Here is a 26,983-nt window from a genome sequence, read left to right on the forward strand (position 1 = left end):
ATTGTGCAAAAACTCAAAGCATAATCATGTCATGACAATGTCTAAATCGTTACCTTTAAGGAAGTAAAAATCCAGTTAAAATGATGAGGATTAGATTTATTGCAATATTGATTGTCGGCATAGGATGTGCATTCTTCAACATCGCTTATGCTCAAAATCCTTCTGCGATAAAAAACGTAGTCCTTGTTCATGGCGCCTTTGTCGATGGCTCCGGATGGCGCGATGTGTACCAATCACTCACGCAGAAAGGTTATAAAGTTTCGGTAACCCAACATAAATTGCAGGATTTCGACGAAGATGTTGCCGAAGTGAATCGGATAATCGATCAACAGGACGGACCGTGCATTTTGGTCGGTCATAGTTATGGAGGTGTTGTGATCACTCAGGCTGGCAATAATCCGAAAGTTGTCGGGTTGGTCTATATCGCGGCTCATGCGCCCGACGATGGTGAACTTAGGGCCGACTTGGTAAAAACGTATCCGCCCGCTAGTACATCGATTATTAAAGGAAACGACGGATTGGATTATATAACTCCCGAAAAATTTCCAGCCGATTTCGCGGCCGATCTTCCCATCGATCAAGCCAGATTCATGGCCAATTCACAAGTACCGACTGCCGATAAGGTTTTTCGTGCCGCTGTGCACAATGCCGCGTGGAAAACCAAACCGAGTTGGTACATGGTTGCGAAATCAGATCGCATCATCAATCCCGACTTGGAACGGTTTTATGCAAAAAGGGCAAAAAGCGTGACGGTCGAGGCAGAAGGCGCGAGCCATTCCGTTTTTATTTCTCAAGCTCCAAAAGTCGCGGAATTGATCATATTGGCGACCAAAACAAAAAAATGATCGTTGCCGAAAGACTTATGCGTTCTTGATTTTTTCGGCGTACACGATATAATATCGGTTCGTAAAACGCCTCAACAACGGACGGATACCCAATTTCTTTACGGGATTTGTCCATTTTTGGCGGTCTATGATTTTCCAGCCGGTTTTCTCCAAAAGCCAGTCGAGCTGCCAATCTTCGAATTCGTGGTAATGCCTGTCCCAAGGATCGGTTTTGGAACGGTACGCAGGTGAAAACCACAAACGCATCGGGATGGAAATAAACAGTTTGTCCGATTTCACGTTTTGCAAAACCGTATAAGGATTGAGGAAATGCTCGAAAATCTCGAAAGCGGTCAACACGTCGTAATCGTTGTTCTTCAACGCCGATTGGTCGTTGTCAAGATCTTCTCCTGTGGTGTTGGCCACTTCGAAACCTTCTTTTTTCATGATTTTTGAAAACGGGTTTTCGACGCCGAGATCAAGGATTTTCTCGTTGCCCGAAGTATGTTTTTTAAGGAACGCCAACGTGAGGCGGAAGCGTTTGTCTGGATACGTGTTTTCGTACATGATTTGCGAGGAGATTGAAATCGCGATGCTCTTACAAACCTCAAAGGTTTTGGAAACCTTTGAGGTTTCCAAAAAGAAACCCAATTTCAAATCAAGATTAAAAAATCAATAACGGTAAACGAAAGCGTTGATGTTCATGCCTGCGCCGACCGACGCAAATATAAGCACATCGCCCTTATGAAGCTCGTGGTCGCCGTCCAAATTTCCTTTAACGAGCGAATCGTAAAGCGTGGGCACGGTCGCGACCGAACTGTTGCCGAGCTTGTGGATCGACATCGGCATGATGTCTTTTGGAGGCGTTTGCCCGTACAATTTGTAGAAACGTTGTATGATCGCCTCGTCCATTTTCTCGTTGGCTTGGTGGATCAGGACTTTTTTGACTTCCGAAATATCGATGCCGCTTTTCTCGAGACACGATTTCATCGCAAGCGGCACTTGATTCAACGCGAATTCGTAGATTTTTCTGCCGTGCATCTTGATGTAGCGCACATCCGGATCGAGGTCTTTGTTGTACGAATTCCCGAAGTATAGATAATAAGCTTCGTCGTAAGTGAAAGTCGCCGATTCGTGTGCGATCAAACCCACGTCGTCTCCTGCGGCTTCTACGATTGTTGCGCCCGCACCATCGGAATAGATCATCGAATCGCGGTCGTGGATGTCGACTACCCGCGAAAGCGTTTCGGCTCCAATCACCAAACATCTTTTTGCCATTCCCGATTTGATGAACGCATTGGCCTGAAGCACGCCTTCGACCCAACCCGGACAACCGAAAAGAATGTCGTAAGCCACGCATTTCGGGTTTTTGATGCGCAAACGGAATTTCACGCGCGTTGCCAAACTCGGCAAAATATCCGATTGGATCGCGCCCGCTTTCACGTCTCCGAAATTGTGCGCCATGATGATGTAATCGATGGTTTCACGGTCGATTTTGGCATCCTCTATTGCTTTTTCAGCAGCGAGATAAGCGATGTCGGAAGTAAGTAAATCGTCAGAGACATAGCGTCTTTCCTCGATTCCGGTAATGTCCTTGAATTTTTTGATGACGACTTCGCCTGGGTAGTGAAGTGGCGTTCCGTCTTCGTTGAGGAATTGGTGTTGGCCGAAATCGGCGTTGCGCATCGTGACTTCAGGGATATAACTTCCTGAACCGGTTATTCTGACATTCATTTAAAGGGCAATTAGGTAATATAAAGGTAACTTTTAAAACGTTTTTGAAACCTGAAATATTAGAAAACCTCTAGGAATTGTGAGATGTTCAAAAAAAGCACGTCAAAAAAGCGGATGTCGGAATTTTAGTTTAAAAACCTTGGAGCTTGATCTGCATTATCGTGGCGATGCTAAGCGCGCGTGTTTTTGCTTTTTCGGAATTTTCTCCCAAAAAATGCGCATCGACGGTATTTTGGAAAGTTGCAAGCCAAGTTTGGAAGTTTTCTGGTGAAAGCTGTACTTTTTCGTTGAGCTCGACGTGAAGTTTCATCACGTTTTTTTTGTAATCGCCGGTTTGGAAAAGCACTTGTTCCCAAAAATCGGTTATGATGGGCAAATGTTCCTGCATGTCGATTTTGGCGACGTCGATGAAAATGTGGTGCATTTCAGGATTTTGAAGTAACGAATCGTAAAACCGCGAAAGCAGGAATTCTAAATCTTTTCTATTTTGGATGTCGTTCATACGCTTAAAAAATTAGCCACGAATCACACCAATTTCCCTAATGCTAAAATATTTGTGTCATTCGTGCCATTCGTGGCCAAAACTATTTTGTGTTCGGATCATACTTAAAAAATTAGCCACGGATTTCACGAATTTCACTAATGCTAAATTTGTGTCATTCGTGCCATTCGTGGCCAAAAACTATTTTGAATTCCGATTAAGACTCCATGTAAGCCTCGATCGGCGCACAAGAACAAATCAAATTTCGGTCTCCGTAAGCATCGTCTACACGACGAACCGAAGGCCAGAATTTGTTTTCGGCGATATAAGCCAACGGATAAGCGGCTTTCTCACGGCTGTAAGGCAAATCCCAAGCGTCCGAAGTCAGCATTGCCAATGTGTGTGGCGCGTTCTTCAATACGTTGTTCTTATCGTCGATATTGGCTTCTGCAATTTCTTTGCGGATGGAAATCATCGCGTCGCAAAAACGATCCAATTCCTCAAGATTCTCCGATTCCGTAGGCTCGATCATAAGCGTTCCCGCAACCGGGAAAGAAACCGTAGGCGCGTGGAAACCGTAATCCATAAGACGTTTGGCGATATCGGTAACCTCGATTCCATTCTCTTTGAACGGACGGCATTCGATGATCATTTCGTGGGCCGCGCGGTTCATCTCGCCTGTATAAAGCGTATCGTAATGACCAGCAAGGCGCTCTTTCATGTAATTCGCGTTCAAGATCGCGTGTTCTGTAGCCGATTTCAAGCCGTCGGCACCCAGCATCGTGATGTATCCGTACGAAATCAGACACACCAAAGCCGATCCGTAAGGCGCTGCGGAAATTGCCGAAATAGCCTGGTTTCCGCCTGTCGGAATGATTGGATTCGTAGGAAGGAAAGGCACCAAATGTTCTGCGACGCAAATCGGCCCGACTCCAGGACCGCCGCCTCCGTGAGGAATCGCGAACGTCTTGTGAAGGTTCAAGTGGCAAACATCTGCACCGATTGTTGCTGGATTGGTCAATCCGACCTGGGCGTTCATGTTCGCCCCGTCCATATAAACCTGTCCGCCGTTTTCGTGTATGATTTTGGTCACTTCGATAATCGACGCTTCGTAAACGCCGTGAGTCGACGGATACGTCACCATCAAACAAGACAGATCGTCTTTGTGTTCGATCGCTTTCGCACGCAAATCCTCAACGTCGATATTTCCGTTTTCCATGGTTTTGGTCACGACAATGTGCATGCCGGCCATTGCCGCAGACGCAGGGTTCGTTCCGTGGGCCGAAGCCGGAATCAAACACACGTTTCTGTGTCCTTCGCCGTTCGCGATATGGAAAGCGCGGATCGCCATCAATCCGGCGTATTCGCCTTGAGCTCCGGAATTTGGCTGCAACGATGTTCCCGCAAATCCGGTGATCACGTTAAGTTGCTGCTCGAGTTTTTTGAGCATGGTCAGGTAGCCTTGGGCTTGTTCGATCGGGGCAAAAGGGTGGATCGAATTCCATTGCGGCATCGAAAGCGGCAACATTTCAGAAGCTGCGTTGAGTTTCATCGTACACGAACCCAACGAAATCATCGAGTGGTTCAACGCCAAATCTTTTCTCTCGAGCATTTTGATGTAACGCATCAAGGCCGTTTCCGAATGATGGCTGTTGAAAACCTCGTGCTTCAAGAATTCCGAAGTACGCGAAAGGTTCGATGGATATTGTGTGTTTTCAGACAATTCAGCAACCGTGAATGTTTCTTTTCCGACGGCTTCGGCGAAAATCGCGATGATTTGGTTGATGTCTTGAGTCGAAGTCGTCTCGTTGAATGAAATCGAGATCGTATCGGCATCGACATAAAAGAAATTCACTTCGTTTTTCTCGGCGACCGCTTTCACTTTCGCAGCGTCGGCCTTGACCAAAATCGTGTCGAAGAAATGTGAATTCGTCTGATAGACGCCCAATTTGTTCAACGCGTCGGCAGTCGTAACCGCAGAAGCGTGGACCTTGTCGGCTATGTATTCAAGGCCTTTCGGACCGTGATAAACCGCATACATTCCGGCCATGACGGCCAAAAGAACCTGAGCCGTACAAATGTTCGAAGTCGCTTTTTCGCGTTTGATGTGCTGCTCACGAGTCTGCAACGCCATACGCAACGCGCGGTTTCCGTTCACATCGACGGTAACGCCGATGATCCGGCCCGGCATCGAACGTTTGTATTCTTCTTTGGTCGCGAAGAAACCTGCGTGAGGTCCGCCGTAACCCATCGGGATTCCGAAGCGTTGGGTTGTTCCGACAACGACATCGGCGCCCATTTCGCCCGGAGACGTCAATTTTACGAGCGACAGTATATCGGCTGCGACCGCAACTTTGATGTCTTTCGATTTGGCTTGCTGGATGAATCCGGCGTAATCGAAAACTTGCCCGAATTTGCCCGGATATTGTAGGATCGCCGCGAAGAAATCGTCACCGAAAGTGAATTCCTCATGATTTCCGATAACCAATTCGATACCGATCGGCGTCGCACGGGTTTCTAAAACCGAAAGCGTTTGTGGCAAAATTTCCTCGGAAACGAAGAACTTGTTTACGTTGTTTTTCTTCTGGTCGCGTGTTCTCACATCGAACAAAAGCGCCATCGCCTCGGCCGCGGCCGTGCCTTCGTCAAGAAGAGAAGCGTTCGCGATTTCCATGCCCGAAAGTTCGATCACGGTCGTCTGGAAGTTCAAAAGCGCTTCCAATCGGCCTTGTGCGATTTCGGCCTGGTAAGGCGTATAAGCTGTGTACCATCCCGGGTTTTCGAAGATATTGCGTTGGATTACCGCAGGAACGATCGTCGGATGGTAACCCAATCCGATATAGGTCTTGAAAACCTTGTTCTTGTTGCCAAGAGCCACGATGTGGTTGTAAAATTCGTATTCGGTAAGCGCAGGCTCAAGATCGAGCGGGGCTTTAAGACGGATGTCGTCTGGAAGAGTTTCGTAAACCAGGCGTTCGATAGATTCGACACCGATGGTTTTCAACATTTTCTGTACATCATTCTCACGAGGTCCGATGTGCCTCAATGCAAAAGCGTCTGTTCTCATATAAGGGTAAAATGCGTGTTGTTTAAAGTGCGACAAAAGTACTGAATACTTGCAAAAATTAGACTCGCTTTAACGCTGATTTTTAGGAAATTTTCAACCGATTAGCTACCTTATGAACAGAGTCCGTAATTTTAGGGCAATGAATGTGTTTCGCAAATCGATCGATTTTTTGATCCACGGCAGTGTAATCGTAGCCGCTTCGGTTTTCGCTTTGGTGCAGGCCACGACGATCCGGATGGGTTTGCCGTATGATCCGGCGGTTTCGTGGTTTGCGTTTTTCGGAACCGTCGTCGGATACAATTTCGTCAAGTACGACGCCATCGCAAGAGCCGGAAAACCGAAATTGAGTCTCAAAATGAAAGCGTTCATCGCGTTGAGTTTCCTGAGTTTTCTCGCGACCGGATTTTTCTTTTTCAGATTGGAGCGATTCACGCAAATCGTATCTGTAGCCGTTTTGGGAATTACCGCTTTGTACACGCTGCCGTTTTTTCCGAACCGCAAAACCGCGCGCGATTGGGCCGGCCTCAAGATTTATTTCGTCGCTTTGAGTTGGGTTGGCGTGACCGTCGCGCTCCCGGTATTGAATTCGGGCGCGGCTTTGACCACGGATTTTTACGTGATGTGCGTACAGCGTTTCATCCTGATCGTGGTATTGTTGTTCATTTTCGAAATCATCGATTTGGCTTGGGACGATCCGCATCTCAAAACCGTCCCGCAACAAATAGGCGTGGGGCGCACCAAATGGCTCGGCGCTTTGCTCATGGTTGTTTTGCTCGCGCTCGATTTGCTCAAGACACACAACAACGAATCGATTTTCTGGTGTAATATCGCGTTCGGGCTTTCGGTCGTGGTTTGTTTGTTCTTCGCAAATGAAACAAGGGGAAAATATTACACGATGTTGTTCGTTGAAAGCCTTACGATTTGGTGGTGGCTCGCCATGGAATGGACGATACGATGAAAAAGATGCATTTCTCTTTTTTGGGTTTCAGCTTCGAACGATCGAAGTTCGTGGTGTTGCTGCTGTTTTGGATGTTCTTCATTTGCTTCATCTGGCCGTTTGTCGCGCATTCGTATTGGTTCATTTCGGTCATGATCAGTTCGGCGATATTTTTCGCGGTATTGGGCGTTTTCCAGATTTTGCGCTGGATCATGGTGTTGCTGCATTTGGCGCGCGCGTCGTTTGTGATAACCGTGATCTATTACGTGCTCACGCTTTTGTTCGCGCTTCCCGCCACATACATTTACAGCTGGTTCGTCCCGATGAGCGTGTGGTCGTTCCTCGGTCATTACGCCGTACACATACTCACGCCGCTTATGTTGATTTCGCTCGTGCTCGGATTCAGTCGCGAGGATACGGAAGAAACGTATTCCAAGTGATTTTAAGCTGGCATACCGCCATCTCTAGTGTTAAATCTGTTAAATTAAATTCTCATATTGCGATTTGATAAGATTTTTCATAATTTGAAGTACCCTAAACTACCATTTTATGAAAACGCTTTACTTTACGCAAACCGACATTTTGTTGGCCATTATCGCTACGTCCGGTGTTCTCGCCGGAATTTTGGCTTACCTGATTATCCCTTGTCTCAAGCGCGAATCGCAGCATTGCATCAAAAGTGTCTTATTCGGCATCATGTTCGCGCTGCTGTCGAATCTTACGGTACATTTCGTTTTCGGAAATGCGGTAAAAGATGTGCCTTCCGAACTGCAGCTGCTGTTTCTGTGGTGCACGACCTTTTTTCCGGCATTCCTGCTGACGCTGGCTTACGATCTCATGGCGAGACGCTATGAGAATTTAGATTTTTGAAACAGTTTCGGCTTGCTGTTTAAGGCATTGGTTGCGCACGGAAATCAAGGTGTGAAGATGTTTGCGAAGCAATAAATGATCGAATATTCGGCCCGCAATTCCGTGTGGAGTCGCGTAGACGATGACGTCGGTCATCACGGTACGTCCGTTTTCGTATTTAAAACCGTGTTCGTGCCGGAACGACTTGAATCGGCCTTCAACCATTTCATCTACGAAATGTAGAGGTTCGGTCATTTGTGAGATCACGCTTTTATGTGTGAGCAAAAAACCGAAATGCCGGGCCTGCCAAGTCACGGTTTCTCCCAATTCGAGCAGTCCCGATGTGCGTCCGGCAACGGCTTTTTCATCGGTTTGCTTTGTGGATTCCAAATGGGCATCCACACTGCGCGCCAAATCGAAAACGGTTTGGGCCGGAGCGTTTATTTCGGTGATGAAATGCAAGGTCGTCATGGTTTTTCGTCTTCTTCGTACAATCCCGTTTTCAGTCCTTTTTTGTAAATGCGGTAACCGAACCAAACGCCGTGGATGCCGACGGGAATAAAGCTGTACAGGATCACGAGCAAAGTAACCCCTAAAGTGTAGAACAAAAGGTCGTCCGCTTCGGTAAATCCGCGCATAAAATCGATCGGGAATGCCGTGAGGCCAGTCAGTAAGCAAGTGGCAGCCAATGTGATCATGGCGCAAATCGGTCCTTGAAAAATCCAGTTCCAGCTTTTTCCGATGATGCCCAACGCAAACTTCTTCCCGAAAAATTGTCCTAAAAAAATCATAAAAATTGCGGCCAAAGGGAATTTCCACACGTAGCCATGGTCGATGAGCCATTGGTAATCGTTGTCCAAATACCACCAAGTGATGACGCAAAGGTCGATAGCTAAAGCGATTCCAACGGCCAAATAGGCTTCCTGTGAACCGATTTTCTTTATTTTTTGAATGCGTTCGAAATTTTCCATGACTTATCGTGTTAGGTTGTGTAATGCTTTTTCGAGCGTGCCGTAAACGAAACGGAAACCGTTTTCCTGCAGTCGTTTCGGAATTACGTTTCTACTTTTTAATACGAGTTCGGTTTCGGTCCCGATGATTTTAGCGCCGAATTCCAGCAGTCTTTTCCCGATCGGAATACCAGCAGGAATACCCATCGCTTTTCTCAAAGTACACATGAACAAAGCATTTCGGATCGGTTCGGGAGAAACGATATTGACTACGTCGGTTAGTTTTTTCTCGATGCAGAATGCTACGGCGCGCGCAAAATCTTTTTCGTGTATCCAACTCACGAATTGGCGTCCGTTGCCTTGTTTGCCTCCAAAACCACTTAGTGTAAGGTTTTTGAGAGGTGGAAATGCGCCGCCTTTTTTGCCCAAAACAATCGAAGTGCGCAACGCGGTTTTCAACGTTTTCGGTGTTTCGACGCTAAAGAATTCGGCTTCCCAGGCCTTGGCGATATTCATTGAAAAATCGTCTCCGATTTCGCCATAGGTTTCATCCATCCGCTTGTCTAAAGAATGGCGGTAAATGGTTGCCGTAGACGAATTGAGCCAGTGTTTCGGCGGATTGGCGCAAGTTCGCACGGCCAGATTCAACACCGAAGTGCTGTCGATCCTCGAAGCCAAAATCTCATTTTTGTTCACTTCATTGTATCGACAATCGACAGATTTTCCGGCGAGGTTTATCAAAACATCGGCATTTTCGAGTTCATTTTCCCAACCCGTCATTTTTTTGGCATCCCAATTCACGTATCGGATATGGCCGTCAACGGAAGATTTGCTTCTTGTCAACACGACGATTTCTGCAAAACTGTTCTTGAAATGATCGATGAGGACTTTACCCAGAAAGCCCGTGCCCGCGGCGATGATAAGTTTTTTCATGAGATTAGAAATTGAAGAATGTGATGGCTGCCAAAAATCCGATGCGATATAAAACCCAGGTCACGCAAAGCAATTTTGATAGTTGCAGCAATTCGACGCGGCGGAAATGCTCGATGAACATAATGGTCGCCACAACAGCGAAATAATTGATCGAAACGAATTCGCCTATGAACGAAAACTCACTGATGATGAGCATCGGCGTCAAAAGCAAGCTGCCGAAAAGGGAAACGGTCACTAGGTTGCCGATGTAATCCAGAACCGTGTGAAGGTCTTTTCGGATCAGGAAAATCGCCTGGAAAAGGATTTGCCCGAAAGCGAGATTCCACTCGGTGAGGAAATTCCCTTTGCCCAAAGGCGGGAGCATATCTGTGTAGGCATAAAGTGTCGCAGACGTTGCAAACGTGGCAAAAACGATGTAAAGGATTCGGTACCTGATGTTGAAATCGGGCAAACATTGAACGTGGTTTTTCGCAGATTTCGGGTTCGGCATGATCACTTTGCGGTTGTAAGAAATGAATCGGTACAACTTGGTCAACAAGAAATGAATAGGAGCGAAGTGCCCGATTTTTTCGATAATAGGGAAAGATGCCCCGATCACGGCCAGCAGGCTGTCGATGCCGTAAATGGTTTTTTTGTTGACGTTGTCGACCAAAGCGATTTCGTTTGCGGCCCGTTTGTAATCGATGAATTCGCACGCCGTCAATTCGGAATAGGGCCTTTTTCCGTTGTCGTCTAGCATGCCGGCTTTTACGAAAGCACCGCTGTACGCGCGACAAAGCGGACAATCTTCGTCGTAAATCAAGGTTTGGATGGCAAGAGTTTTCATAATTTACATTTTAAACTTTCAGAAAAAATTGAAAGATTTAATCAAATTTTTTTAATGTATCCTGATTTTGTTCTCTACCGAAATTTCCGATCCGTCGGCAACGAAAACCGAAACAGGTTTGGCGTTTTTAAGAAAGGCGAAGTCGCTTCCGTAAATCGTTCCGAAATCTACGTCGATCACGTAACCGATGACCTCGAATTGCTGCCAGCGCGGGTGTCTGACCTCGTATTCGAATGTGGTTCTCGCGTCTTGTCTCGAATATCCGAAATAGTGTTCGGTTATGAATTCGGTTTCGGAATGAGCATCGATTTCGGCGGCGATTTTCTTGGTGTCGACAGAAAACGTGTTCCACTTGCCGTTTTTCTTCCAGCCGAATCCATATGTTTTTGAAGTTTCCGTTTCGGTAAAAACATGGCGCATCAGCAAACGCTCATATTTTTCTTTGTAAAACGTGTTGGCGACAAAGGCTATGGCAGTTCTCGGCACGATTTCCTTTACGAATACGACGCCGCGTTTCCACACGTCTCCGTCGAATCTTTTTACATAAAACCGGATGTTGACTTCCTCGAAATTCACATGTCCCGGAATCCTGACGCCAAAAACCTGGGTTTCGAGAAACAAGAAGGCGACGAGGCTTGCGTAGCATTTGCCGTTCCACAAATCCAATTCCGTTCCGGCGGGCAAATACGGTTTCAAAAGGTCGGGATTCACTTCGTAATTCGCAAAGGCCAAATGACGCCATTGTGCTTTGAGGAAGCTTTGTGGCTGTTCGTTTGTCCGTAGGAATGGAAGAAGTCGTTTCATTTTAAAGTTTCAGAAAAAATTGAAATATAAGATCAAATTTTTCAACGCATGATTTTCAAAACGAGCTGGGCGAGCCAGTTGTCTTTGTATTCGGTCGCTTTTTCAAGCATATTGTCAGCTTTGAGCACGAAATCGTAAAGCTTTCCCGTCTGTTCGGTGAAATATTTTTTTTCGGATGAACCGGCCGCGTCTATAGAAGAAACGTCCTTGAGCACTTTCAAAGCCGGTTTGATCTCGCGCTTGCTGCGTTCTCTTGCGATTTTAACGGCGAGTTCGTCAAGATCCTTTTCGGCTACGAAATATTCCTTGCGTTCGCCGGGCTTGTATTCCTTGTGCACGATTCCCCAATCCATAAGGCCTCGCAGGTTCATACTGGCGTTACCGCGAGAAATCGACAGGTCGTCCATGATGTCTTCCATCGAAAGCGAATCGGGAGAAATCATCAGCAGCGCATGGATTTGCGCCATCGTCCGGTTAATTCCCCATTGCGAGCCCAAAGCGCCCCAAGAATCGATGAATCGTCGTTTTGCCTGTTCAAGTTCCATAGGTCAAATGTATAAATTATTTTTAAACTTTCAAATATTTCTGAAACTTTATTTTTTAAGTCGAAAAATCCCTATAAATAGGTATTGTACACCACAATTAGATTGCACAAATTTGATGGAATCTCAAAAGTTACAGATTGTCATGGCGTCTCTTCTGTCAGAAAATCCTGTCTGGCCTACTTTGGTCTTCGTTCTCGCCGGAATTCTCGGCGGAATGGTCGGTTATCTGATGAACAACGCATCCGTTAAATGGAAAAGGAAAGAATTCCTCAAAAGCCTGTTTTTCGGGATTTTGGTATCGGGAGGAATTATCTCGTTGCTCGCACTGTTGTATTCCGAACTTTTCATCGTCAATAGCGAATCGTTGCTAAACCTGGTTTTGGCAGGCTGCATCTGTTTCATGTTTTCGATGGTCGCTCTGTTGTTCGCTTATCGTTTCCTGATGCGTTTATCGGCGAGGAAATCACTTGATGTGCGCGCAGACGCAGAATCTTAAATCAATCCTTCATTTATGATTTTCATCGCGAGTTCCAAAACGTTTTTGGTTCCGGTTTTCGAATGTATGTTCTTGCGATGCGTATTGACGGTGAACTTGCTGATAAAAAGTTTCCGGGCTATATCAATGCTTTGATCGCCTTTGAGCAATAAGTCGATTATCTGTTTTTCGCGTTTGGTAAAGATTTCCTTAGCCGGTTTATAGACTTTTTTTACTTCGACATTAATAAACGAAGGTTCGCCTTCGAGCCCAATGAAAGACAGTTTTGAAACATTGTTGTTCTTGAGGTGCGAAATGTCGGTATGGACGCCAAGCGTAAGCAATACGTTGTTGTCGTCGTGCTGAATTACGACCACTTGATGCAATATGCGCACACTTTTGCCACGGCTGTCGATCACGCGATAGTCATAGCTCACTTTATACTTCATGATTTTATCCAGCGGAAGCTGCCGGAAAAAATCGGTGACCGTTTCTTCGTGGTTAAGGAATATCGGTTGGTCTTCGGGGTGTATTTTCGACATGAAGAACTCAAGATCGACCTCGTCTGCCTCGTAGCCTAAAACGGACAGGATTTCTGGACTCATGAATTGGAAACGGAAGCTCGTGATGTCGAACAGCCAGTAATAATATTTCCCGACGTGAAAAATCTCGAGGATTTTCTTGTGAAGTTCAAGCTCGAATCCCAGGTCTTTCAGTGCGCCATTTTGAGTCAGGCGATTCCATACTTTTTGTGCTTCCGAGTAAAATTCCAATCCCATATCCGCATGTTTGGAATTTGAATTTATGAAATGTTTTCGATATGATATAGGTTTGATTATGAATTGTTTGTGGTTAAAATACCAATTGGAGGGTATTTTTTAACAATTCCATTCAAACTAGCTTTATCCGATTTATGAGATGTATTCTATTAACTAAAAAGATCGAAAATGAAAAGATTATTGAGATTGATATTTGTTTTGATTTTTGGCATTGTCAATCAATTGAACGCTCAGAACTGTGGTGAAATCCTAGAGAAAGGAATCTACGATTTTAGAGAGACCACATCCGATTTGGAAAGGACCGAGTCATTCGTATTTTGGTTCAGACAACAAAATTTTTCGTCTTATGAAAAGACCAGCCGTTATCTTTTGGATATTGGAATTCCGTTGGGAGATGTGCTGTTCGGATTGTACGGAAGTGCCGATAACAAACAGTTCCAGCAATTTAAATCGGACATTGAAAATTTCGAAAAGCTTGAAAAAACGCGGCAGGAGCAAATCAGCATAAAGTTAAGGGAGATAAACCCAAGCGTAGTCAAGGCATGGGAAAATTGTGTTTCGCTGCCGGGGAAGGTCCATTTTTGGATCATATCAAATTCCAAAGCAGATCCTTGCACGTTTATACTGTGCGCACAATATTTTTCCGATGGAGGGAATTTGCCTAAGATGACCTCGTTTTCCATTACGCCCAAAGAAAATATAGAATTTGAAGATGGTGGATTTGTCAATTCAAAAGGCAAACCGAAAAAAGTTGTTTTTAAAGGTGGCGTAATATCCCAAGCATTTAGGAGGAAGCAACTTGGGCCTTTGACAATAACGATCAATACGTCACGCGGGAACGGATTCCAAACGCAATTAGCCGCCATTTCACGAAATCGGGTAAACGAAACTCTGCCTGAAATCAAAATAGAAGATGGACAGATTCAGGAGAACGCCGATTTGAAAAACACTTGTGGGCAAGCGGACGTAATATTGCAGCAATGGCAAAATTTACCGTATGATCATAAAGTAGAGAGGTATTGCTCGGCATTTTATATTACGGCTAAGACAAATGTAGGGTTAAGCGATGACAAAAATTACCGATGGCATCTGGACGTATTTAACCAATGTATTGGCCGAAGTCGTCCCGGACCATCCGGACCAGGCGGGAAAGCTTGTGTAGCACCGAACTACCGCACCACTATCAATTTACCTGTAAAGCCCGACATAAAAGCATGGGGTGTCGTGCTATCGGGGACTTCCAAAGCATCAAATATTGAGCGGATCAACGAACCCATTGAAGTAATCGTATCAAATGGGCGTATAAGAAAATCGTTCAAATTCGATATTGCTTTGAATCGCGAAAAAAAAGAGCTCGTCCTAGATAGCCTGCCGCCTGGACGGTATAATCTAGAAATGACCATGCCCGAAATGTGTGCGGCCAATTCAGGCATGGTAGACGGTATAACAGACAAAAATTTCAATACGACTTTATCTGTTGAAATCTATGCTATAGACGAGAAAAAACAAATCAAACCTATGTCGAACAACATATTGCTTTCTATAGGTTTGGTAATTGCGCTGGCAGTGTTCGGATTTGTCTCACTCCGGTTTTTCAGACAAAGAAGAGGCAGGTTGCAAAATTAAAGCAATCCCGCCCTTTTCAACAAAGCATCCGGTTTCGGCTCTTTTCCGCGGAAGCGCTTGTAGAGTGTCATCGGATGTTCCGTCCCGCCTTTCGAAAGTATGTTTTCCTTGAATTTTTTGGCCACTTCGGCATTGAAAATCCCTTGTTCCTGAAAGTATTCGAAAGCATCCGCATCCAAAACTTCAGCCCATTTGTAACTGTAGTAGCCCGATGAATAACCGCCTTGGAAAATGTGCGAGAACGATGTACTCATCGCATTTTCGGCAACGTCAGGATACAACTGCGTCGAGGCGAACTGTTCGGTTTCGAATGCTTTCAGGTTGGTGATTCCCGATGGATCTTGTGCATGCCAGCCCATGTCCAAAAGCCCGAAACTCAATTGGCGCAACGTGGCCATGCCTTCCTGGAAACTCGCCGATTCCTTGATTTTCGTTATGAATTCCTGAGGAATGACTTCGCCCGTTTGGTAATGGTGCGCAAACAAGGCCAAGGCTTCGGGCTCGTAACACCAATTCTCGAAAATCTGGCTCGGCAATTCGACGAAATCCCAATATACCGAAGTGCCCGAAAGATTAGGATAAACCGTGTTGGCGAGCATTCCGTGAAGCGCGTGTCCGAACTCGTGGAAAAGCGTCGTGACCTCATTGAAGGTCAAAAGCGACGGTTTGGTTTCGGTAGGTTTCGTGAAATTGCACACGATCGAAACGTGCGGGCGTTCGTTGTTTCCACCGACGATGTATTGCGATTTGAACGACGTCATCCAAGCGCCGTTGCGTTTGCCTTTTCTCGGGAAAAAGTCGGCGTAGAAAATCGAGACCAGGTTTCCTGTCATGTCTTTGACTTCGTAAGTAACCACGTCTTGGTGGTATTTGTCGATGTCGTTGATTTCGACGAAAGTCAATCCGAACAATTTATTGGCGACCGTGAACGCACCTTGCAACACGTTTTCGAGTTTGAAATACGGTTTTAATTTTTCGTCGTCAAGGCTGAACAACTCCTGTTTCAATTTCTCGGAATAATACGCGCCGTCCCATTTTTCGAGCGTTTCGATGCCGTCTTTTTCTTTGGCGAAATTCGAAAGCTGTTTGAATTCGCGTTCTGCGGCAGGACGCGCTTTTGCCAAAAGTTCTTCTAAAAACGTCTTGACTTTCGCCGGACTTTCGGCCATTCTTTCTTCGAGCACGAAATGAGCGTGAGTCTCGTAACCCAACAATTTTGCGCGTTCAAAGCGAAGTTTGGCGATTTTGAGCACAATTTGCTGGTTGTCGAGTTCGTTGTTCCGGAAACCTTTTGATCCGAAGGCGATCGCGAGTTTCTTGCGCAGTTCACGATTGTCGGCATAGGTCATGAACGGCACATAACTTGGGTAGTCCAACGTGAAAATCCAGCCGTCTTTTTCGAGACTTTTTGCGGTTTCGGCAGCGGCTTCGATCACGCCTTCAGGCAAACCGGACAAGTCATTCAAGTCTGTGATGTGAAGTTGGAACGCATGGGTTTCGGCCAAAACATTCTCGCCGAATTCAAGGCTTAGTTTAGACAATTCCTTGTCGATCTCGCGCAATTCGTTCTTTTTGTCTTCGGGCAGATTCGCACCGTTTCGCGAAAAACTCTTGTATTTCTTGTCGAGCAAAGTCGTCTGCTCGGCGTTGAGGTTCAAACGGTCTTTTTGTTCGTAAACCGATTTGACGCGCGCGAACAATTTCTCGTTCAAACGCACGTCGTTCCCGAATTCCGAGAGCAATGGCGAAACTTCCTGCGCGATTTTCTGGATCTCGTCGTTGGTTTCGGCCGAATGTAAATTGAAGAAGATATTCGAAACGCGGTCGAGCTGGTCGCCCGAAAACGACAAAGCTTCGATCGTATTTTCGAAAGTTGGCGCTTCTGGATTTGAAGTGATGTCATCGATTTCCTTTTTGGCGGACGCGATCCCTTCTTGAAAAGCCGGAAGAAAATCTTCGTTCCTGATTTGGGAAAATGGCGCAGTATCGTGTTTGGTCGTGAATTTCGTGGTTAAGACGTTCATGATCTGAATTTGAAAATTTGAAAATTTGGAAATTTGAAAATGGAAAGTCGAGTGAACTTCAAATCCTAAGCAAGATCTGAATTTGAAAATTCAAAGATGATTTCAAACGTCTAGTCAACGGCTTAAAAAATCATTTTCAAATTTTCAAATTGCCTCATTTCCAAATTAAAATTAGGATTTTAAATCGTCCGAAGCTTTAAGAACGGCTTGTTTTAACCCTTCTTTATAATTGACGATTTTCTGGAGCACTTCTTTGTTGGCGCTTCCGATGATTTGGGCCGCAAGGATTCCTGCGTTTTTTGCTCCGTTCAACGCGACCGTCGCAACGGGAACGCCGCCTGGCATCTGCAAAATCGACAGTACCGAATCCCATCCGTCGATCGAATTGCTCGATTTTACGGGAACTCCGATTACGGGAAGAGGCGACATCGAAGCCACCATTCCCGGCAAATGTGCAGCGCCACCGGCTCCGGCGATAATGACCGAAATACCGCGATTGTGTGCGTTCTTGCTGAAATCGAACAGTTTTTCGGGTGTCCTGTGTGCCGAAACGATATCGACTTCGGTTTCGATGTTGAATTCCTTTAGTATGTTGATGGCTTCCTGCATGACCGGCATGTCGGAGATGGAGCCCATGATGATGGCGACTTTCATGTTTTTTGAATTTGAAAATTTGAAAATTTGAAAATTTGGAAATGAATTGCTTCATCTGGATTTGAGCCTAGTGAGCATTTTCAAATTTCCAAATTACCCAATTCCCAAATTAAAGGCTAATTACTTTAATCGTATTTTTGACGGTTTCCGCGATTTTGCGCGCTTCGTCCATATTTTCGTTCACGATCGTCACATGACCCATTTTTCGGAACGGACGCGTCTGTTTCTTTCCGTAAATATGAGGCGTTACGCCCGGAATATCAAGGATTTTTTCGATGTTTTCGTATTTGACGGCTCCCGAAAAACCTTCGGCTCCGACAAGGTTGACCATGATTCCCGCGACTTTGCTGTCGGTGTTTCCGAGCGGAAGATCGAGAATCGCGCGGATGTGGTTTTCGAATTGGCTCGTATAACTGGCTTCGATAGAATAATGCCCCGAATTGTGCGGACGCGGCGCGACTTCGTTGACCAAAATCTCATCGTCCTTTGTTTGGAACATTTCTACGGCGAGCAACCCGACATGGTCGAATTTCTTGGAAACTTCGAGTGCGATCGCACGTGCTTTTTGGGCGACTTCATCTGAAATCCTCGCCGGACAGATTACGTATTCGACTTGGTTCGCTTCGGGATGGAATTCCATTTCGACGACGGGATACGTAAAAATTTGCCCCGAAACGCTTCTCGCGACAATCACGGCAAGCTCGTTTTTGAACGGGATCATTTCCTCGGCAATGCATTCGGCTTCGGGCAATCCTTCGAGATCGGAAATGGTACGCACGACTTTCACTCCGTTTCCGTCATAACCGAACTCGGCGCTTTTCCACACGAAAGGATACGTGACGCCGCCGGCTTCGATGGTCGCGATCAATTCCGGGATGCTGATGAAACGCTTATAAGGCGCGGTCGGGATGTTATGCCTGCTGTAAAAGTCCTTTTGGAAGCCTTTGTTCTGGATTTGTTTGAGCGTTTTCGGAGACGGGAAAACTTTTACGCCTTCCGCTTCCAATTGCTCGAGAGCTTCAACGTTGACCATTTCGATCTCGAAGGTCAGCACGTCGACTTTTTTCCCGAATTCATAAACCGTCTTGAAATCGGTAAGGTCGCCTTGGTAGAATTTGTTGCACGCTATAGTACACGGCGCCTCGTCGCTTGGGTCTAGAACATAGGTCTGGATATCGAATTTGCGGGTTTCCGAAAGCAGCATCTTGCCCAATTGGCCGCCGCCCAAAATACCGAGTTTGAAGTCGGAAGAGAAGAAATTCATGTGTTGTTGTTTACGTCAGTCTGTAGTTGAGCGCAAAGATAACAAACTTAGGGGTAAGGACGGGCTTTGGTATTCCAGATTTCGAATGATCGCGATTCTGTTTCGGGCATAAAAAAAGGACGGTTTCGAGCCGTCCTTTGATTTTGTCTGTGGATGTCTGGTCGCCGATTGCAACTTCGTCAAATCAATTCGCAACCGAAGCCGAAACGGTTCCGGTCTCGACGCTCATGGCCGGTACGGTATCGATCACCGTGCCTATCGGGCCGTTTTTTCTGTACACTTGGAGCACATATTCCTGGTCTTCATCCGTCTGATTGTTCAATTCGACGGTAACTGCGGCGGTGAACGGTTTCACGACCCAGATTTTTTGCGTCCAATTGTCCGAAAGGTTTGATGCGCTTACCGATGCGGGTTGCCCATTAGCGCCCGTAAACGAAATCGAGGAAACCGTATTCGCTCCGGCCAAAAGGCGATATTCTACCGGAGTGCGATCGTTCCCATCCGATTGGTCGCAAGAAGCGAAACACAAAACAGCAAGCAGTACTAATATGTTTTTTGCAGTCATGCGGCAAAGTTAGTGCTTTCCGTGACCTTTACCATGGCCTTTGCCGTTTCCGTTCCCATGTCCGCCGCCTTCTTTCACCACGACTTTTTTCGGGCCTTTGTATTTCACTTTATGCACTTTGTATTTTACGTAAGGCGAACGTCCGTGATAATCGTTTATGATGATGGTGCGCGCCGGTGTCGGATGATACGTGCGATATGCCACGGGCAAAGAACGCGAACGTATCCATCTTCCGTTCGTCACATAAATATATTCGGTGGTGCGTATGTCGTAATACGAATCGATATCGGGTAGATAATAATACTCGACGCCGGCAGGCGTAGCCGGAGCCCATGCAGGAGGCGTTCCTACGGAAACATTGACGGAAACCTGCGCATCGGCCGAAGCGTAAAACGCGAAAGCCATCAGCAATGTGAACAACAATTTTGGGGTTTTCATGAGAATGTGATTTAGTTTGGGGTAAAAATCGGCAAATGCCGTGTAAAAGTCTTGTAGAATTTAACAGTTGTTTTATAGGTTAAGCAGGTTCTTCTTCGATTTCCATGAATTCGCCTTCGTTTTTGGAAATGACGATGGCCGCGACCCCATTTCCGATGAAATTCGTGATTGCGCGCGCCTCGCTCATGAATTTATCGACACCTAAAAGGAACGCCAAACCTTCGACCGGAATCTTATGGATGGCCGTAAGTGTCGAAGCCAATACGATGAAACCGCTTCCGGTTACGCCGGCCGCGCCTTTAGACGTGATCATGAGCAAACCGATCACAGTCAGGATTTCGCCAAAGGTGAGGTGCACGTCGTACAATTGGGCGAGAAAAATCACGGCCATCGACAAATAAATCGAAGTGCCGTCGAGGTTGAACGAGTAGCCCGTCGGTACGACCAATCCGACGACCGATTTGCTACAGCCCATCTTTTCAAGCTTCTCCATGAGGTTCGGCAACGCACTTTCGGACGATGAAGTACCCAACACGAGCAACAATTCGGTCTTGATGTAATTGAGGAAATCCAAAATCCTGACTTTGTAATAACGCAGGATCGTACCCAGTATGAGAAACACGAACAAGCCCATCGTGATGTACATCGTGAGCATGAGTTTACCAAGAGGCAAAAGCGTGTGCAGCCCGAATTTCCCGATCGTATATGCCATTCCGCCAAAAGCGCCCAAAGGAGCGAGATACATGACGAGTTTCAACGCGAGGAACACATATTTCGAGCACACGTACAAAACGTCTACTACCTGTTGGCGTTTGCGGTAATAATTGAGTGCGATCCCGACGATTATCGCCGCTATGAGCACTTGCAATGTGAGGTTTTCGGCAAAGAACTGCAGCCAGTCGAAATCGGTTTTTCCCGAAACGTATTTGCTCGGATCTTGTACCGATAATCCGCTGCGGTCGATCTTTCCGGGTTTGATCAGCATTGCGACGGCAACTCCGATGGCGAGTGCGAACGTCGTCACGATTTCGAAATACACGAGCGATTTGACCCCGATGCGCCCGACTTTCTTCAAATCGCCCATACCGCTTATTCCCAAAACGATCGTGAGGAAAATGATCGGCGCGATAAAAACCTTGATGATGTTTATGAACCACTTGCCGATGAATTCCATCTTAACGGCTTTCTCGGGTTCGAAATGCCCCAAAAGTATGGCGCAGATTATGGCGATGAGCACCCAAAAAGTCAGGTTGGTAAACACTTTGAACGCTAAAGATTCTTTTTTTGGAAGGGTTTCTGGCATATGCGAATTTAGGTTTTTAAAATCAGATGGCCATTGTCGCAAATTACCCTTGACATTGTCGTTTATGCACAGGGTTTAAGGAAGATTTGTGGGGTAAATTTGTTTGGATGTGCGGAGATGGTGAATGGTGAAAAGTGAATGGTGAATGGTGAAAAGTGAAAAGTGAAAAGTGAAAAGTGAAAAGTGAAAAGTGAAATGGCTCTTATTGGCAGCCTTGATTCAAATGGACAAATCAACAGATGAACAATCAACAAATAACAATAAAATGAAAGCACTGAATCCTTACCTCAATTTCCCTGGAAACACAGAAGAAGCGTTTAATTTCTACCAATCGGTTTTCGGAGGCGAATTCTCGGCGCTCGTCCGCTTCGGTGACATGAAAATGGAAGGCTGCGAAAACATGACCGACGCAGACAAAACCAAGATTATGCACATTTCGTTGCCGCTTGCCACGGGTCATATCCTCATGGCGACCGACGTCATGGGGCACGAACCGAAGCCGTTCATAGAAGGCACCAATGTCACGTTGGCGCTGCATGCCGACAATCCCGAAGAAGGCCAAAAACTATACGACGCGCTTTCCAAAAACGGAGAAGCGATGATACCGTTCGGTCCTGTAGAATGGGGCGGACAATGGGGCATGCTCACCGACGCTTACGGAATTCAATGGATGGTAGACTGCGAGTGATGGAAAACCTGCAAATACAAATACAGCCTACGTTCGACGCGATGATTTCGGCTATCCGCGGATGTGACGACGACAATTTCAACAAAATCCCGTTCGAAGGAAGCTGGACGGCGGGCCAGGTTGCCGAGCACATCAGGTTGTCGGTAAAAGGCATTCCGGAATTGTTCATGGCCAAAACAGAGAAGACCGATCGCGATCCGGAACAGAAGATTCCGATTGTCGCCGGGATTTTCCTCGATTTCGACAAGAAATTCCAGTCGCCCGATTTTATTTATCCCGAAATGAAAACCTACGAAAGAGAATCGTTCGTGGCTTTTTATTCGGATTATTGCGATAAGCTGGAAAGAACGGTTGCGCAATTGGATATGTCCGAAATATGTCTCGGATTCGAAATTCCGGGTTTAGGGCCGATGACGCGACAGGAATTGCTCGCCTTCGCGCTGTTCCATACGCAACGCCACACGCGACAGATGCGCAACATCTGCAACAGCCTAAAGTTTTCTGAGTAATTGTTTGGCCGCCGATTTGTAAGCTGCCGAATGATGTCCGAAATCTTTCGAAAGGATTTCCTTGAGTTCCGGATAAATCCAGTCGTATCGCTTGCCCAACAGATAAAGAGCGCGCATCGAATACGCTTTGGTCGCGACTTTGCTTTCGTCTATGAGCCAGTCGAAAGTAGCCGACGCGATTTTTTGGAGTTGGGCATCCGAAGCGAAATTGCCTTGTCCTTTCGCGGGAAATTCGCGTTGTGCAATAAACAGGCAAATTTTAGAAATCGACCGTCTCGAGCTTTCGTCCGTAAACGATTCGAGCGTATCACAGAATTTGTCGAGATGACCTGAAACCCAATCGATCTTGTTCTCGAGGACGAGTTCGAGATTCCAGCAGGCTTTGTGATGGTTTTTGTCAGACACGTCCATAGCCATTTTAAAAAGCGCTTCGAAAGCTTCGGGATGCGCCAATACATGGCCCGAAATCTTATCGCGGATCGGACGATGCGCAGTGCTGTTCTCGATTTCTTTTGTAAATTCCATACGCTAAAATAAAAAAGGCCAGACAAACATCTGGCCTCTTTTGGCGATTTCTATTGTAGTTCAGGTATGCGTTCTTATTTGTCGAAGACGTACTCTACAGAACCTGTCGAGTAGATTGCGCCGCCTTCTCCGTTGCGGTTCGGATATTGTCCGAAAACGTCTGTATAGCGCAATTTGTCGCCTTGCTTGGTCAATTGGACCATAATCTCGTCATCATTGGCATCCACATAAGTAGCCTCAACTACTACGGTAGAACCAGTCTGCCCTTGGATGAGCCAGGTTCCGGTGAAGGTATTCGAGGCGCAGGTAGATGTTCCCAAATCTTCGTCGACAAGCACGTAGCTTTTAACGAAAGTAAGTGTACCGTCCGAATTCAGCGTGATTTTTCCGCTGTCGTAACATCCTGACTCTTTAGTAAGGTCGGTGTTCGTGTCGCCATCCTGGTCAAAATCGATGGCCGTACCTATGTTCACCTGATCCAGTTCATACGTTCCGGCAAGCGTACCGCTGTTGCCGTCGTCATCGCTGCTACACGACGAAAATCCTAGTGCCGCTAGGGCGAAGATGCCTAGTAAAACATTGCTCTTTTTCATTGTTGTGTTAGTTTTAAATGTTAATAAAGCAAAGTTAGCAGCGACATTTGGGCCTTCGTTACATAAATTTCTTACGATATTACAAGATTACGAATGGGTGAAACATCAAAGGTTACAGTTGAGTGAAAACCCACCGAAATAATTTACGGGAAGCCCCGGATAATAATAACGAGGCGAGCCATTTGGCGGAGTCGTCGCATTCGGCAGAATCATCGAAGCGTATTTCTCATCGAAAATATTGTTGATTCCGGCATACGCTTCAAAAGACATGTTTTGCGAAAGTTGCAAGCGATATCCGATTTTCGAATTCCACAATCTGTAGGAATCGTTGTAAACCGTATTCGCGTCGTTCATCGGGATTTTGTCGACGTACCTGAAATCGATAGACCAATACAATCCTTTTTCCCAAGTCAGCAACAATCCGCCGTTGGCCGTGTTTTTGGGAACACCCGTAAGGTCGTTATCGGAATAATCGACGTCGTTGTTCACGAATTCCTCGAATTTATAACGTCCGACCGATGCGCTTACAAACGGCTGCAGCGACCAGCCTTTCGTGAATCTCCAATCATACTGGCCCGAAATCTCGATGCCGCGATGCGACGTTTTTCCGGCATTCACACCCACATATTGGTCGTCGCCTATGCGTTGGGCCACAAGTAGATCGCGGATTTCCATAGTATAGACGGCGAATTCCACATAAAGCTTTCTTTTGGAAAAGAAGAATTTGCCGCCGAACTCGAAATTATAACCGTTTTCGGGTTTGATGTTCGGGTTGACCGAGCCGTCCGGATTCAGGGTTTCTTCTACCGCAGGCATAGAAAATCCGCGGCTGGCCGAAACATAAAGCGTCTTGTCGACAAATCCCGACGGATGGAAAAGCACCGAAAGTTGTGGCGCCCAAATCCCGTCATACGCATACGATTCCGATCGTTTTTCGTCTATAGGGAAAGTGGTGTCGAGATCGAATTCGGTTTTATTGAAATTGAGTCCGCCCTGTATTTCGAAACGCTCGCTTGGCTTGAGCCGAAGTTGTGCGAACGCGTTCCAAATGGTGCGGTCTTGGTCGTTTCCGGCGATTTGCACTCCGGCGAGGCTTCCGTTGCCGTTGTTTTGCTGGTACAGGTTTTCGAGGTTTCGGCCTTCGAATCCGTCCTTGAACCATTCGGCACCGAACAGATAGGTGATTTTGTCGGAAATGATCCTGCCGTTGAATTGGGTGCGTGCGCCGTAACCCGTCGTATTCTGGCGCAAGATGTCGAACGGGCGCGGCTCGTCGCTTTTTTTATGGTTGTAGAAAACCGAGGTCGCATTGCTGAGGCTTCCGACGATTTTGGTCTCGTAAGACAAACCCGCCATCCAAGAATCGTATTGTTCGAAACCTTTCGACGCGAGCCAGGTTGCGGCGGCCGACTGTGGATCGTGTTCGAACGTATTTTTGTCGATAGAACTCGGGATGTAGGCTTTCATATACGTGTAATTCCCGAAATACGTAAGCTTCGATTTCTCGCCTCGGAACAATTCGCCGGCCAACGTCACACCTTCGCGTCTGTATTTCGAGTTTTTGCGCCAACCGTCCGATTCGAGTCGGTGATAGCTCAAATTGAGCGAACCGTTTTGGGAATCGAAACCGTAAGTGGCCGTGTTTTTCAAAAGTCCGAACGAACCTGCGGTCGAGCTTACGCGTCCCGAGTGTCCGTCCGTGCTTCTCGTTTTGGGCTGGATCAAGATCGCGCCTCCCAAACCGGAACCGTAAACGCTCGAAAGCGGCCCTTTTATGATTTCGACGCTTCGGATATTTTCCACGTCTATGTCTTCTATCGTGGTTTCCGAATCGCCCGACGTCAGCGGAATATTGCCGTAAAACGCCCTGATTTTATTAGTTCCGAAAGGCGTTCGCGCACCGATTCCGCGTATGGAGATCCGATTCGTGTTGAGGCTTCCCGATTGCATGAGCACACCCGAAATCCTGTTTAAGGAAGTGGCGATTTCCGTATTGTTGTTGCGTTTCAGATCGGCAGCCGAAATTGTGCCGATTGCGGCCGGAGCGTTCAAAAGACTGTCGCTTACGTGAAATTTCGAAATCGTGACTTCCTGTAAATGGACCGATGTGGAATCGATTTGGGCAAAAACCGAAAAATGCGCCAATAGCAGCAAAGGCGCATATTTTTTTAGAAAGGATAGAATCATTTTTTAGCCGAAATCTGCCACAACGTATTTCCGCTGTCGTCGTTGACCAAAAGCGAGCCGTCGTTCATTACGGTAACGTCTACAGGTCGTCCGTGGACGCGAGAATTGTCGCCTTGTACGAATCCGGTGAGGAAATCTTCGGGTTGTCCGGGTTTGCCGTCTTTAAAAGGCACGAAAAGCACTTTGTAACCGCTGAGTTTGGAACGGTTCCACGAGCCGTGCTGGCCTACGAACGCTCCGTTTTTGTATTTGTCGGGAAACTGGTTTCCGGTATAGAACGCGATTCCAAGCGATGCCGTATGCGAATTCACGGGAACGTCCGGAACGATGGCTTTTTTGACGAGTTCGGGCTTTTGGCCTTTGAGTCTCGGGTCTTCGATCTGTCCGAAATACGAATACGGCCATCCGTAAAATCCGCCGCGTTTTACCGATGTGATGTAATCGGGTACGAGGTCGTCGCCTAATCCGTCACGCTCGTTAACGGCTGTCCACAATTCTTTGGTGATCGGGTTCCAATCCATTCCTACAGGATTTCGGATGCCGCTCGCGAAAAGTTGTTCGTCGCTTCCGTCGGGATTGATTTCAAGGATTGCCGCACGACGCACTTCCTTGTCCATGCCGTATTCGCCTACGTTGCTCGCCGATCCGACCGAAACGTAGATTTTCGAATTGTCGGTACTTGCGATGAGGTTGCGCGTCCAGTGGTTATTGTATCCGCCGGCCGGCAAATCGAGGATTTTCTTGCCTTTGCCTTCGAGTTTGGTTTGTCCGGCTTTGTACGCATACCTATAGACGCCTTCGGTATTGGCGATGTAAAACGTATTTCCGATGACGAGCATGCCGTACGGTTGGCTCAATCCGCTGATGAACACGTTGCGGCTCTCGAATTTGCCGTCTTTGTCTTTGTCCTGGAAAATCGTGATCTGGTTCTTGCTCGTGCGCGTGCCGCTTTCCACGACAAAAATGTCTCCGTTCGGCGCGATGTATGTGTTGCGCGGATTTTCAAGTCCGTCCGCGAATTTGGTCACGGTGAAACCTTCGGGCGCTTTAGGCGTCTGGCCTTGTTCCCAACCGATCACGCGGCTGTTATTCGTGAACGATTCGGTTTGGTAAGGCGGCGGAAGCGTAAGGTCGCCAATGGCCGTTTTTACCGTATTTCCGGGTTGTTTGGCAAGTTGTGTCTTTTCTTCTTTCGAAACCTGGCCTTGGCAAGAAGCGAAAATCGCAGCCAATAATGAAAGCGTGAGCGTAGTAGTTTTCATGTGTCGTTTTTTAGAGTGAGCCGAAGTTAGCCATTAAAAATCGGGCGAAAAAAATCGATACGAATATTAAAAGATATTTAACATTGACCCAAAAGTGTCTTTTCCGTATATTTATTTTTATCAACCCGATGCATTTTCAGA

At 46.6% G+C, this 26,983-nt stretch carries 29 protein-coding genes; 8 read left to right on the top strand and 21 right to left on the bottom strand.

Annotated features, from left to right (window positions below; all coding sequences use genetic code 11):
• Window positions 1–80: 80 nt before the first annotated feature.
• Window positions 81–845, top strand: a complete 765-nt coding sequence (locus tag HZF10_RS07605) for an alpha/beta hydrolase (protein ID WP_217703360.1) — start codon at window positions 81–83, stop codon at window positions 843–845.
• Window positions 846–860: 15 nt separating this feature from the next.
• On the opposite strand, the gene HZF10_RS07610 is transcribed toward HZF10_RS07605, so the two are convergent.
• The 4 genes from HZF10_RS07610 to gcvP all read right to left on the bottom strand — a co-directional run bounded on the left by HZF10_RS07610 (window position 861) and on the right by gcvP (window position 6,106).
• On the bottom strand, window positions 861–1,391 hold the full coding sequence (locus HZF10_RS07610; RefSeq protein WP_176006065.1) for a class I SAM-dependent methyltransferase: 531 nt from the start codon (window positions 1,389–1,391) through the stop codon (window positions 861–863).
• A gap of 105 nt (window positions 1,392–1,496) precedes the next feature.
• Entirely contained in the window at window positions 1,497–2,558 is a 1,062-nt protein-coding gene (locus tag HZF10_RS07615; RefSeq protein ID WP_176005603.1) for a 3-oxoacyl-ACP synthase III family protein, read from the bottom strand.
• Between the two features lie 130 nt (window positions 2,559–2,688).
• Window positions 2,689–3,060 (bottom strand): group III truncated hemoglobin, encoded by a 372-nt coding sequence (locus HZF10_RS07620; RefSeq protein ID WP_176005604.1) that lies wholly within the window; start codon window positions 3,058–3,060, stop codon window positions 2,689–2,691.
• Between the two features lie 196 nt (window positions 3,061–3,256).
• Window positions 3,257–6,106, bottom strand: a complete 2,850-nt coding sequence (gene gcvP / locus HZF10_RS07625) for an aminomethyl-transferring glycine dehydrogenase (RefSeq protein ID WP_176005605.1) — start codon at window positions 6,104–6,106, stop codon at window positions 3,257–3,259.
• A gap of 112 nt (window positions 6,107–6,218) precedes the next feature.
• Here gcvP and HZF10_RS07630 point away from each other — a divergent pair, with 112 nt between their 5' ends.
• The 3 genes from HZF10_RS07630 to HZF10_RS07640 all read left to right on the top strand — a co-directional run bounded on the left by HZF10_RS07630 (window position 6,219) and on the right by HZF10_RS07640 (window position 7,913).
• The gene (locus tag HZF10_RS07630; RefSeq protein WP_257008557.1) at window positions 6,219–7,064 is read left to right on the top strand and encodes a UbiA prenyltransferase family protein; all 846 of its coding nucleotides are present in this window, start codon (window positions 6,219–6,221) and stop codon (window positions 7,062–7,064) included.
• Window positions 7,061–7,483 (top strand): hypothetical protein, encoded by a 423-nt coding sequence (locus HZF10_RS07635; protein WP_176005607.1) that lies wholly within the window; start codon window positions 7,061–7,063, stop codon window positions 7,481–7,483. The genes HZF10_RS07630 and HZF10_RS07635 overlap by 4 nt, the downstream gene beginning before the upstream one ends.
• Window positions 7,484–7,592: 109 nt before the next feature.
• Entirely contained in the window at window positions 7,593–7,913 is a 321-nt protein-coding gene (locus tag HZF10_RS07640; RefSeq protein ID WP_176005608.1) for a hypothetical protein, read from the top strand.
• Here the strand turns inward: HZF10_RS07640 and HZF10_RS07645 are convergent.
• Genes HZF10_RS07645 through HZF10_RS07670 form a run of 6 tightly spaced genes read right to left on the bottom strand, consistent with a single transcriptional unit; the run spans window position 7,902 to window position 11,950 of the window.
• Entirely contained in the window at window positions 7,902–8,363 is a 462-nt protein-coding gene (locus HZF10_RS07645; protein WP_176005609.1) for an SRPBCC family protein, read from the bottom strand. The genes HZF10_RS07640 and HZF10_RS07645 overlap by 12 nt on opposite strands.
• Entirely contained in the window at window positions 8,360–8,863 is a 504-nt protein-coding gene (locus tag HZF10_RS07650) for a hypothetical protein (RefSeq protein ID WP_176005610.1), read from the bottom strand. The genes HZF10_RS07645 and HZF10_RS07650 overlap by 4 nt, the downstream gene beginning before the upstream one ends.
• Window positions 8,864–8,866: 3 nt before the next feature.
• On the bottom strand, window positions 8,867–9,775 hold the full coding sequence (locus HZF10_RS07655) for a TIGR01777 family oxidoreductase (protein WP_176005611.1): 909 nt from the start codon (window positions 9,773–9,775) through the stop codon (window positions 8,867–8,869).
• Window positions 9,776–9,779: 4 nt separating this feature from the next.
• Window positions 9,780–10,601, bottom strand: a complete 822-nt coding sequence (locus HZF10_RS07660) for a thiol-disulfide oxidoreductase DCC family protein (RefSeq protein WP_176005612.1) — start codon at window positions 10,599–10,601, stop codon at window positions 9,780–9,782.
• Between the two features lie 51 nt (window positions 10,602–10,652).
• On the bottom strand, window positions 10,653–11,405 hold the full coding sequence (locus HZF10_RS07665; protein WP_176005613.1) for a YqjF family protein: 753 nt from the start codon (window positions 11,403–11,405) through the stop codon (window positions 10,653–10,655).
• Between the two features lie 41 nt (window positions 11,406–11,446).
• Window positions 11,447–11,950, bottom strand: a complete 504-nt coding sequence (locus HZF10_RS07670; RefSeq protein WP_176005614.1) for a GbsR/MarR family transcriptional regulator — start codon at window positions 11,948–11,950, stop codon at window positions 11,447–11,449.
• Between the two features lie 142 nt (window positions 11,951–12,092).
• Here HZF10_RS07670 and HZF10_RS07675 point away from each other — a divergent pair, with 142 nt between their 5' ends.
• The gene (locus tag HZF10_RS07675; protein ID WP_176005615.1) at window positions 12,093–12,446 is read left to right on the top strand and encodes a YEATS-associated helix-containing protein; all 354 of its coding nucleotides are present in this window, start codon (window positions 12,093–12,095) and stop codon (window positions 12,444–12,446) included.
• On the opposite strand, the gene HZF10_RS07680 is transcribed toward HZF10_RS07675, so the two are convergent.
• Window positions 12,443–13,204: a LuxR C-terminal-related transcriptional regulator gene (locus HZF10_RS07680; protein WP_176005616.1), complete on the bottom strand. Its 762-nt coding sequence runs from the start codon at window positions 13,202–13,204 to the stop codon at window positions 12,443–12,445. The two genes, HZF10_RS07675 and HZF10_RS07680, sit on opposite strands and share 4 nt — an antisense overlap.
• Window positions 13,205–13,372: 168 nt before the next feature.
• Between HZF10_RS07680 and HZF10_RS07685 the strand changes: the two genes are divergently transcribed.
• Window positions 13,373–14,830 (top strand): hypothetical protein, encoded by a 1,458-nt coding sequence (locus HZF10_RS07685; protein WP_176005617.1) that lies wholly within the window; start codon window positions 13,373–13,375, stop codon window positions 14,828–14,830.
• Here HZF10_RS07685 and HZF10_RS07690 read toward each other — a convergent pair.
• From HZF10_RS07690 to HZF10_RS07715, 6 genes are all read right to left on the bottom strand, one after another.
• Complete coding sequence (locus HZF10_RS07690) at window positions 14,827–16,854, bottom strand: M3 family metallopeptidase (protein WP_176005618.1); 2,028 nt, start codon at window positions 16,852–16,854, stop codon at window positions 14,827–14,829. The two genes, HZF10_RS07685 and HZF10_RS07690, sit on opposite strands and share 4 nt — an antisense overlap.
• 171 nt (window positions 16,855–17,025) lie before the next feature.
• Complete coding sequence (gene purE / locus HZF10_RS07695; RefSeq protein ID WP_176005619.1) at window positions 17,026–17,508, bottom strand: 5-(carboxyamino)imidazole ribonucleotide mutase; 483 nt, start codon at window positions 17,506–17,508, stop codon at window positions 17,026–17,028.
• A gap of 109 nt (window positions 17,509–17,617) precedes the next feature.
• On the bottom strand, window positions 17,618–18,772 hold the full coding sequence (locus HZF10_RS07700) for a 5-(carboxyamino)imidazole ribonucleotide synthase (RefSeq protein WP_176005620.1): 1,155 nt from the start codon (window positions 18,770–18,772) through the stop codon (window positions 17,618–17,620).
• 184 nt (window positions 18,773–18,956) lie between these two features.
• The gene (locus HZF10_RS07705) at window positions 18,957–19,337 is read right to left on the bottom strand and encodes a hypothetical protein (protein ID WP_176005621.1); all 381 of its coding nucleotides are present in this window, start codon (window positions 19,335–19,337) and stop codon (window positions 18,957–18,959) included.
• Window positions 19,338–19,346: 9 nt separating this feature from the next.
• Window positions 19,347–19,775: a hypothetical protein gene (locus tag HZF10_RS07710; protein ID WP_176005622.1), complete on the bottom strand. Its 429-nt coding sequence runs from the start codon at window positions 19,773–19,775 to the stop codon at window positions 19,347–19,349.
• 79 nt (window positions 19,776–19,854) lie between these two features.
• On the bottom strand, window positions 19,855–21,078 hold the full coding sequence (locus HZF10_RS07715; RefSeq protein ID WP_176005623.1) for a cation:dicarboxylate symporter family transporter: 1,224 nt from the start codon (window positions 21,076–21,078) through the stop codon (window positions 19,855–19,857).
• Between the two features lie 265 nt (window positions 21,079–21,343).
• Between HZF10_RS07715 and HZF10_RS07720 the strand changes: the two genes are divergently transcribed.
• Window positions 21,344–21,766: a VOC family protein gene (locus HZF10_RS07720; protein WP_176005624.1), complete on the top strand. Its 423-nt coding sequence runs from the start codon at window positions 21,344–21,346 to the stop codon at window positions 21,764–21,766.
• Window positions 21,766–22,275, top strand: a complete 510-nt coding sequence (locus tag HZF10_RS07725; protein ID WP_176005625.1) for a DinB family protein — start codon at window positions 21,766–21,768, stop codon at window positions 22,273–22,275. Before HZF10_RS07720 ends, HZF10_RS07725 begins: the two co-directional genes overlap by 1 nt.
• Here HZF10_RS07725 and HZF10_RS07730 read toward each other — a convergent pair.
• The 4 genes from HZF10_RS07730 to HZF10_RS07745 form a co-directional block, all read right to left on the bottom strand.
• Window positions 22,258–22,800: a HEAT-like fold family protein gene (locus tag HZF10_RS07730; RefSeq protein ID WP_176005626.1), complete on the bottom strand. Its 543-nt coding sequence runs from the start codon at window positions 22,798–22,800 to the stop codon at window positions 22,258–22,260. The genes HZF10_RS07725 and HZF10_RS07730 overlap by 18 nt on opposite strands.
• Window positions 22,801–22,874: 74 nt before the next feature.
• Window positions 22,875–23,393, bottom strand: coding sequence for a hypothetical protein (locus tag HZF10_RS07735; protein ID WP_176005627.1), 519 nt, complete (start codon window positions 23,391–23,393; stop codon window positions 22,875–22,877).
• Window positions 23,394–23,498: 105 nt separating this feature from the next.
• A complete protein-coding gene (locus HZF10_RS07740) occupies window positions 23,499–25,580 on the bottom strand; it encodes a TonB-dependent receptor (protein WP_176005628.1) in 2,082 nt (693 codons plus the stop codon).
• Window positions 25,577–26,842, bottom strand: a complete 1,266-nt coding sequence (locus HZF10_RS07745; RefSeq protein WP_176005629.1) for a PQQ-dependent sugar dehydrogenase — start codon at window positions 26,840–26,842, stop codon at window positions 25,577–25,579. The genes HZF10_RS07740 and HZF10_RS07745 overlap by 4 nt, the downstream gene beginning before the upstream one ends.
• Window positions 26,843–26,983 lie beyond the last annotated feature (141 nt).

The sequence above is a fragment of the Flavobacterium agri genome, from assembly GCF_013401995.1.
In the GTDB taxonomy this organism is placed as follows: Bacteria; Bacteroidota; Bacteroidia; order Flavobacteriales; family Flavobacteriaceae; genus Flavobacterium; species Flavobacterium agri.

Coding starts and splice junctions, on each gene's coding strand:
- HZF10_RS07605 (WP_217703360.1), top strand. CDS start 81: ATGATGAGGATTAGATTTATTGCAATATTGATTGTCGGCATAGGATGT.
- HZF10_RS07610 (WP_176006065.1), bottom strand. CDS start 1,391: ATGTACGAAAACACGTATCCAGACAAACGCTTCCGCCTCACGTTGGCG.
- HZF10_RS07615 (WP_176005603.1), bottom strand. CDS start 2,558: ATGAATGTCAGAATAACCGGTTCAGGAAGTTATATCCCTGAAGTCACG.
- HZF10_RS07620 (WP_176005604.1), bottom strand. CDS start 3,060: ATGAACGACATCCAAAATAGAAAAGATTTAGAATTCCTGCTTTCGCGG.
- gcvP (WP_176005605.1), bottom strand. CDS start 6,106: ATGAGAACAGACGCTTTTGCATTGAGGCACATCGGACCTCGTGAGAAT.
- HZF10_RS07630 (WP_257008557.1), top strand. CDS start 6,219: ATGAACAGAGTCCGTAATTTTAGGGCAATGAATGTGTTTCGCAAATCG.
- HZF10_RS07635 (WP_176005607.1), top strand. CDS start 7,061: ATGAAAAAGATGCATTTCTCTTTTTTGGGTTTCAGCTTCGAACGATCG.
- HZF10_RS07640 (WP_176005608.1), top strand. CDS start 7,593: ATGAAAACGCTTTACTTTACGCAAACCGACATTTTGTTGGCCATTATC.
- HZF10_RS07645 (WP_176005609.1), bottom strand. CDS start 8,363: ATGACGACCTTGCATTTCATCACCGAAATAAACGCTCCGGCCCAAACC.
- HZF10_RS07650 (WP_176005610.1), bottom strand. CDS start 8,863: ATGGAAAATTTCGAACGCATTCAAAAAATAAAGAAAATCGGTTCACAG.
- HZF10_RS07655 (WP_176005611.1), bottom strand. CDS start 9,775: ATGAAAAAACTTATCATCGCCGCGGGCACGGGCTTTCTGGGTAAAGTC.
- HZF10_RS07660 (WP_176005612.1), bottom strand. CDS start 10,601: ATGAAAACTCTTGCCATCCAAACCTTGATTTACGACGAAGATTGTCCG.
- HZF10_RS07665 (WP_176005613.1), bottom strand. CDS start 11,405: ATGAAACGACTTCTTCCATTCCTACGGACAAACGAACAGCCACAAAGC.
- HZF10_RS07670 (WP_176005614.1), bottom strand. CDS start 11,950: ATGGAACTTGAACAGGCAAAACGACGATTCATCGATTCTTGGGGCGCT.
- HZF10_RS07675 (WP_176005615.1), top strand. CDS start 12,093: ATGGCGTCTCTTCTGTCAGAAAATCCTGTCTGGCCTACTTTGGTCTTC.
- HZF10_RS07680 (WP_176005616.1), bottom strand. CDS start 13,204: ATGGGATTGGAATTTTACTCGGAAGCACAAAAAGTATGGAATCGCCTG.
- HZF10_RS07685 (WP_176005617.1), top strand. CDS start 13,373: ATGAAAAGATTATTGAGATTGATATTTGTTTTGATTTTTGGCATTGTC.
- HZF10_RS07690 (WP_176005618.1), bottom strand. CDS start 16,854: ATGAACGTCTTAACCACGAAATTCACGACCAAACACGATACTGCGCCA.
- purE (WP_176005619.1), bottom strand. CDS start 17,508: ATGAAAGTCGCCATCATCATGGGCTCCATCTCCGACATGCCGGTCATG.
- HZF10_RS07700 (WP_176005620.1), bottom strand. CDS start 18,772: ATGAATTTCTTCTCTTCCGACTTCAAACTCGGTATTTTGGGCGGCGGC.
- HZF10_RS07705 (WP_176005621.1), bottom strand. CDS start 19,337: ATGACTGCAAAAAACATATTAGTACTGCTTGCTGTTTTGTGTTTCGCT.
- HZF10_RS07710 (WP_176005622.1), bottom strand. CDS start 19,775: ATGAAAACCCCAAAATTGTTGTTCACATTGCTGATGGCTTTCGCGTTT.
- HZF10_RS07715 (WP_176005623.1), bottom strand. CDS start 21,078: ATGCCAGAAACCCTTCCAAAAAAAGAATCTTTAGCGTTCAAAGTGTTT.
- HZF10_RS07720 (WP_176005624.1), top strand. CDS start 21,344: ATGAAAGCACTGAATCCTTACCTCAATTTCCCTGGAAACACAGAAGAA.
- HZF10_RS07725 (WP_176005625.1), top strand. CDS start 21,766: ATGGAAAACCTGCAAATACAAATACAGCCTACGTTCGACGCGATGATT.
- HZF10_RS07730 (WP_176005626.1), bottom strand. CDS start 22,800: ATGGAATTTACAAAAGAAATCGAGAACAGCACTGCGCATCGTCCGATC.
- HZF10_RS07735 (WP_176005627.1), bottom strand. CDS start 23,393: ATGAAAAAGAGCAATGTTTTACTAGGCATCTTCGCCCTAGCGGCACTA.
- HZF10_RS07740 (WP_176005628.1), bottom strand. CDS start 25,580: ATGATTCTATCCTTTCTAAAAAAATATGCGCCTTTGCTGCTATTGGCG.
- HZF10_RS07745 (WP_176005629.1), bottom strand. CDS start 26,842: ATGAAAACTACTACGCTCACGCTTTCATTATTGGCTGCGATTTTCGCT.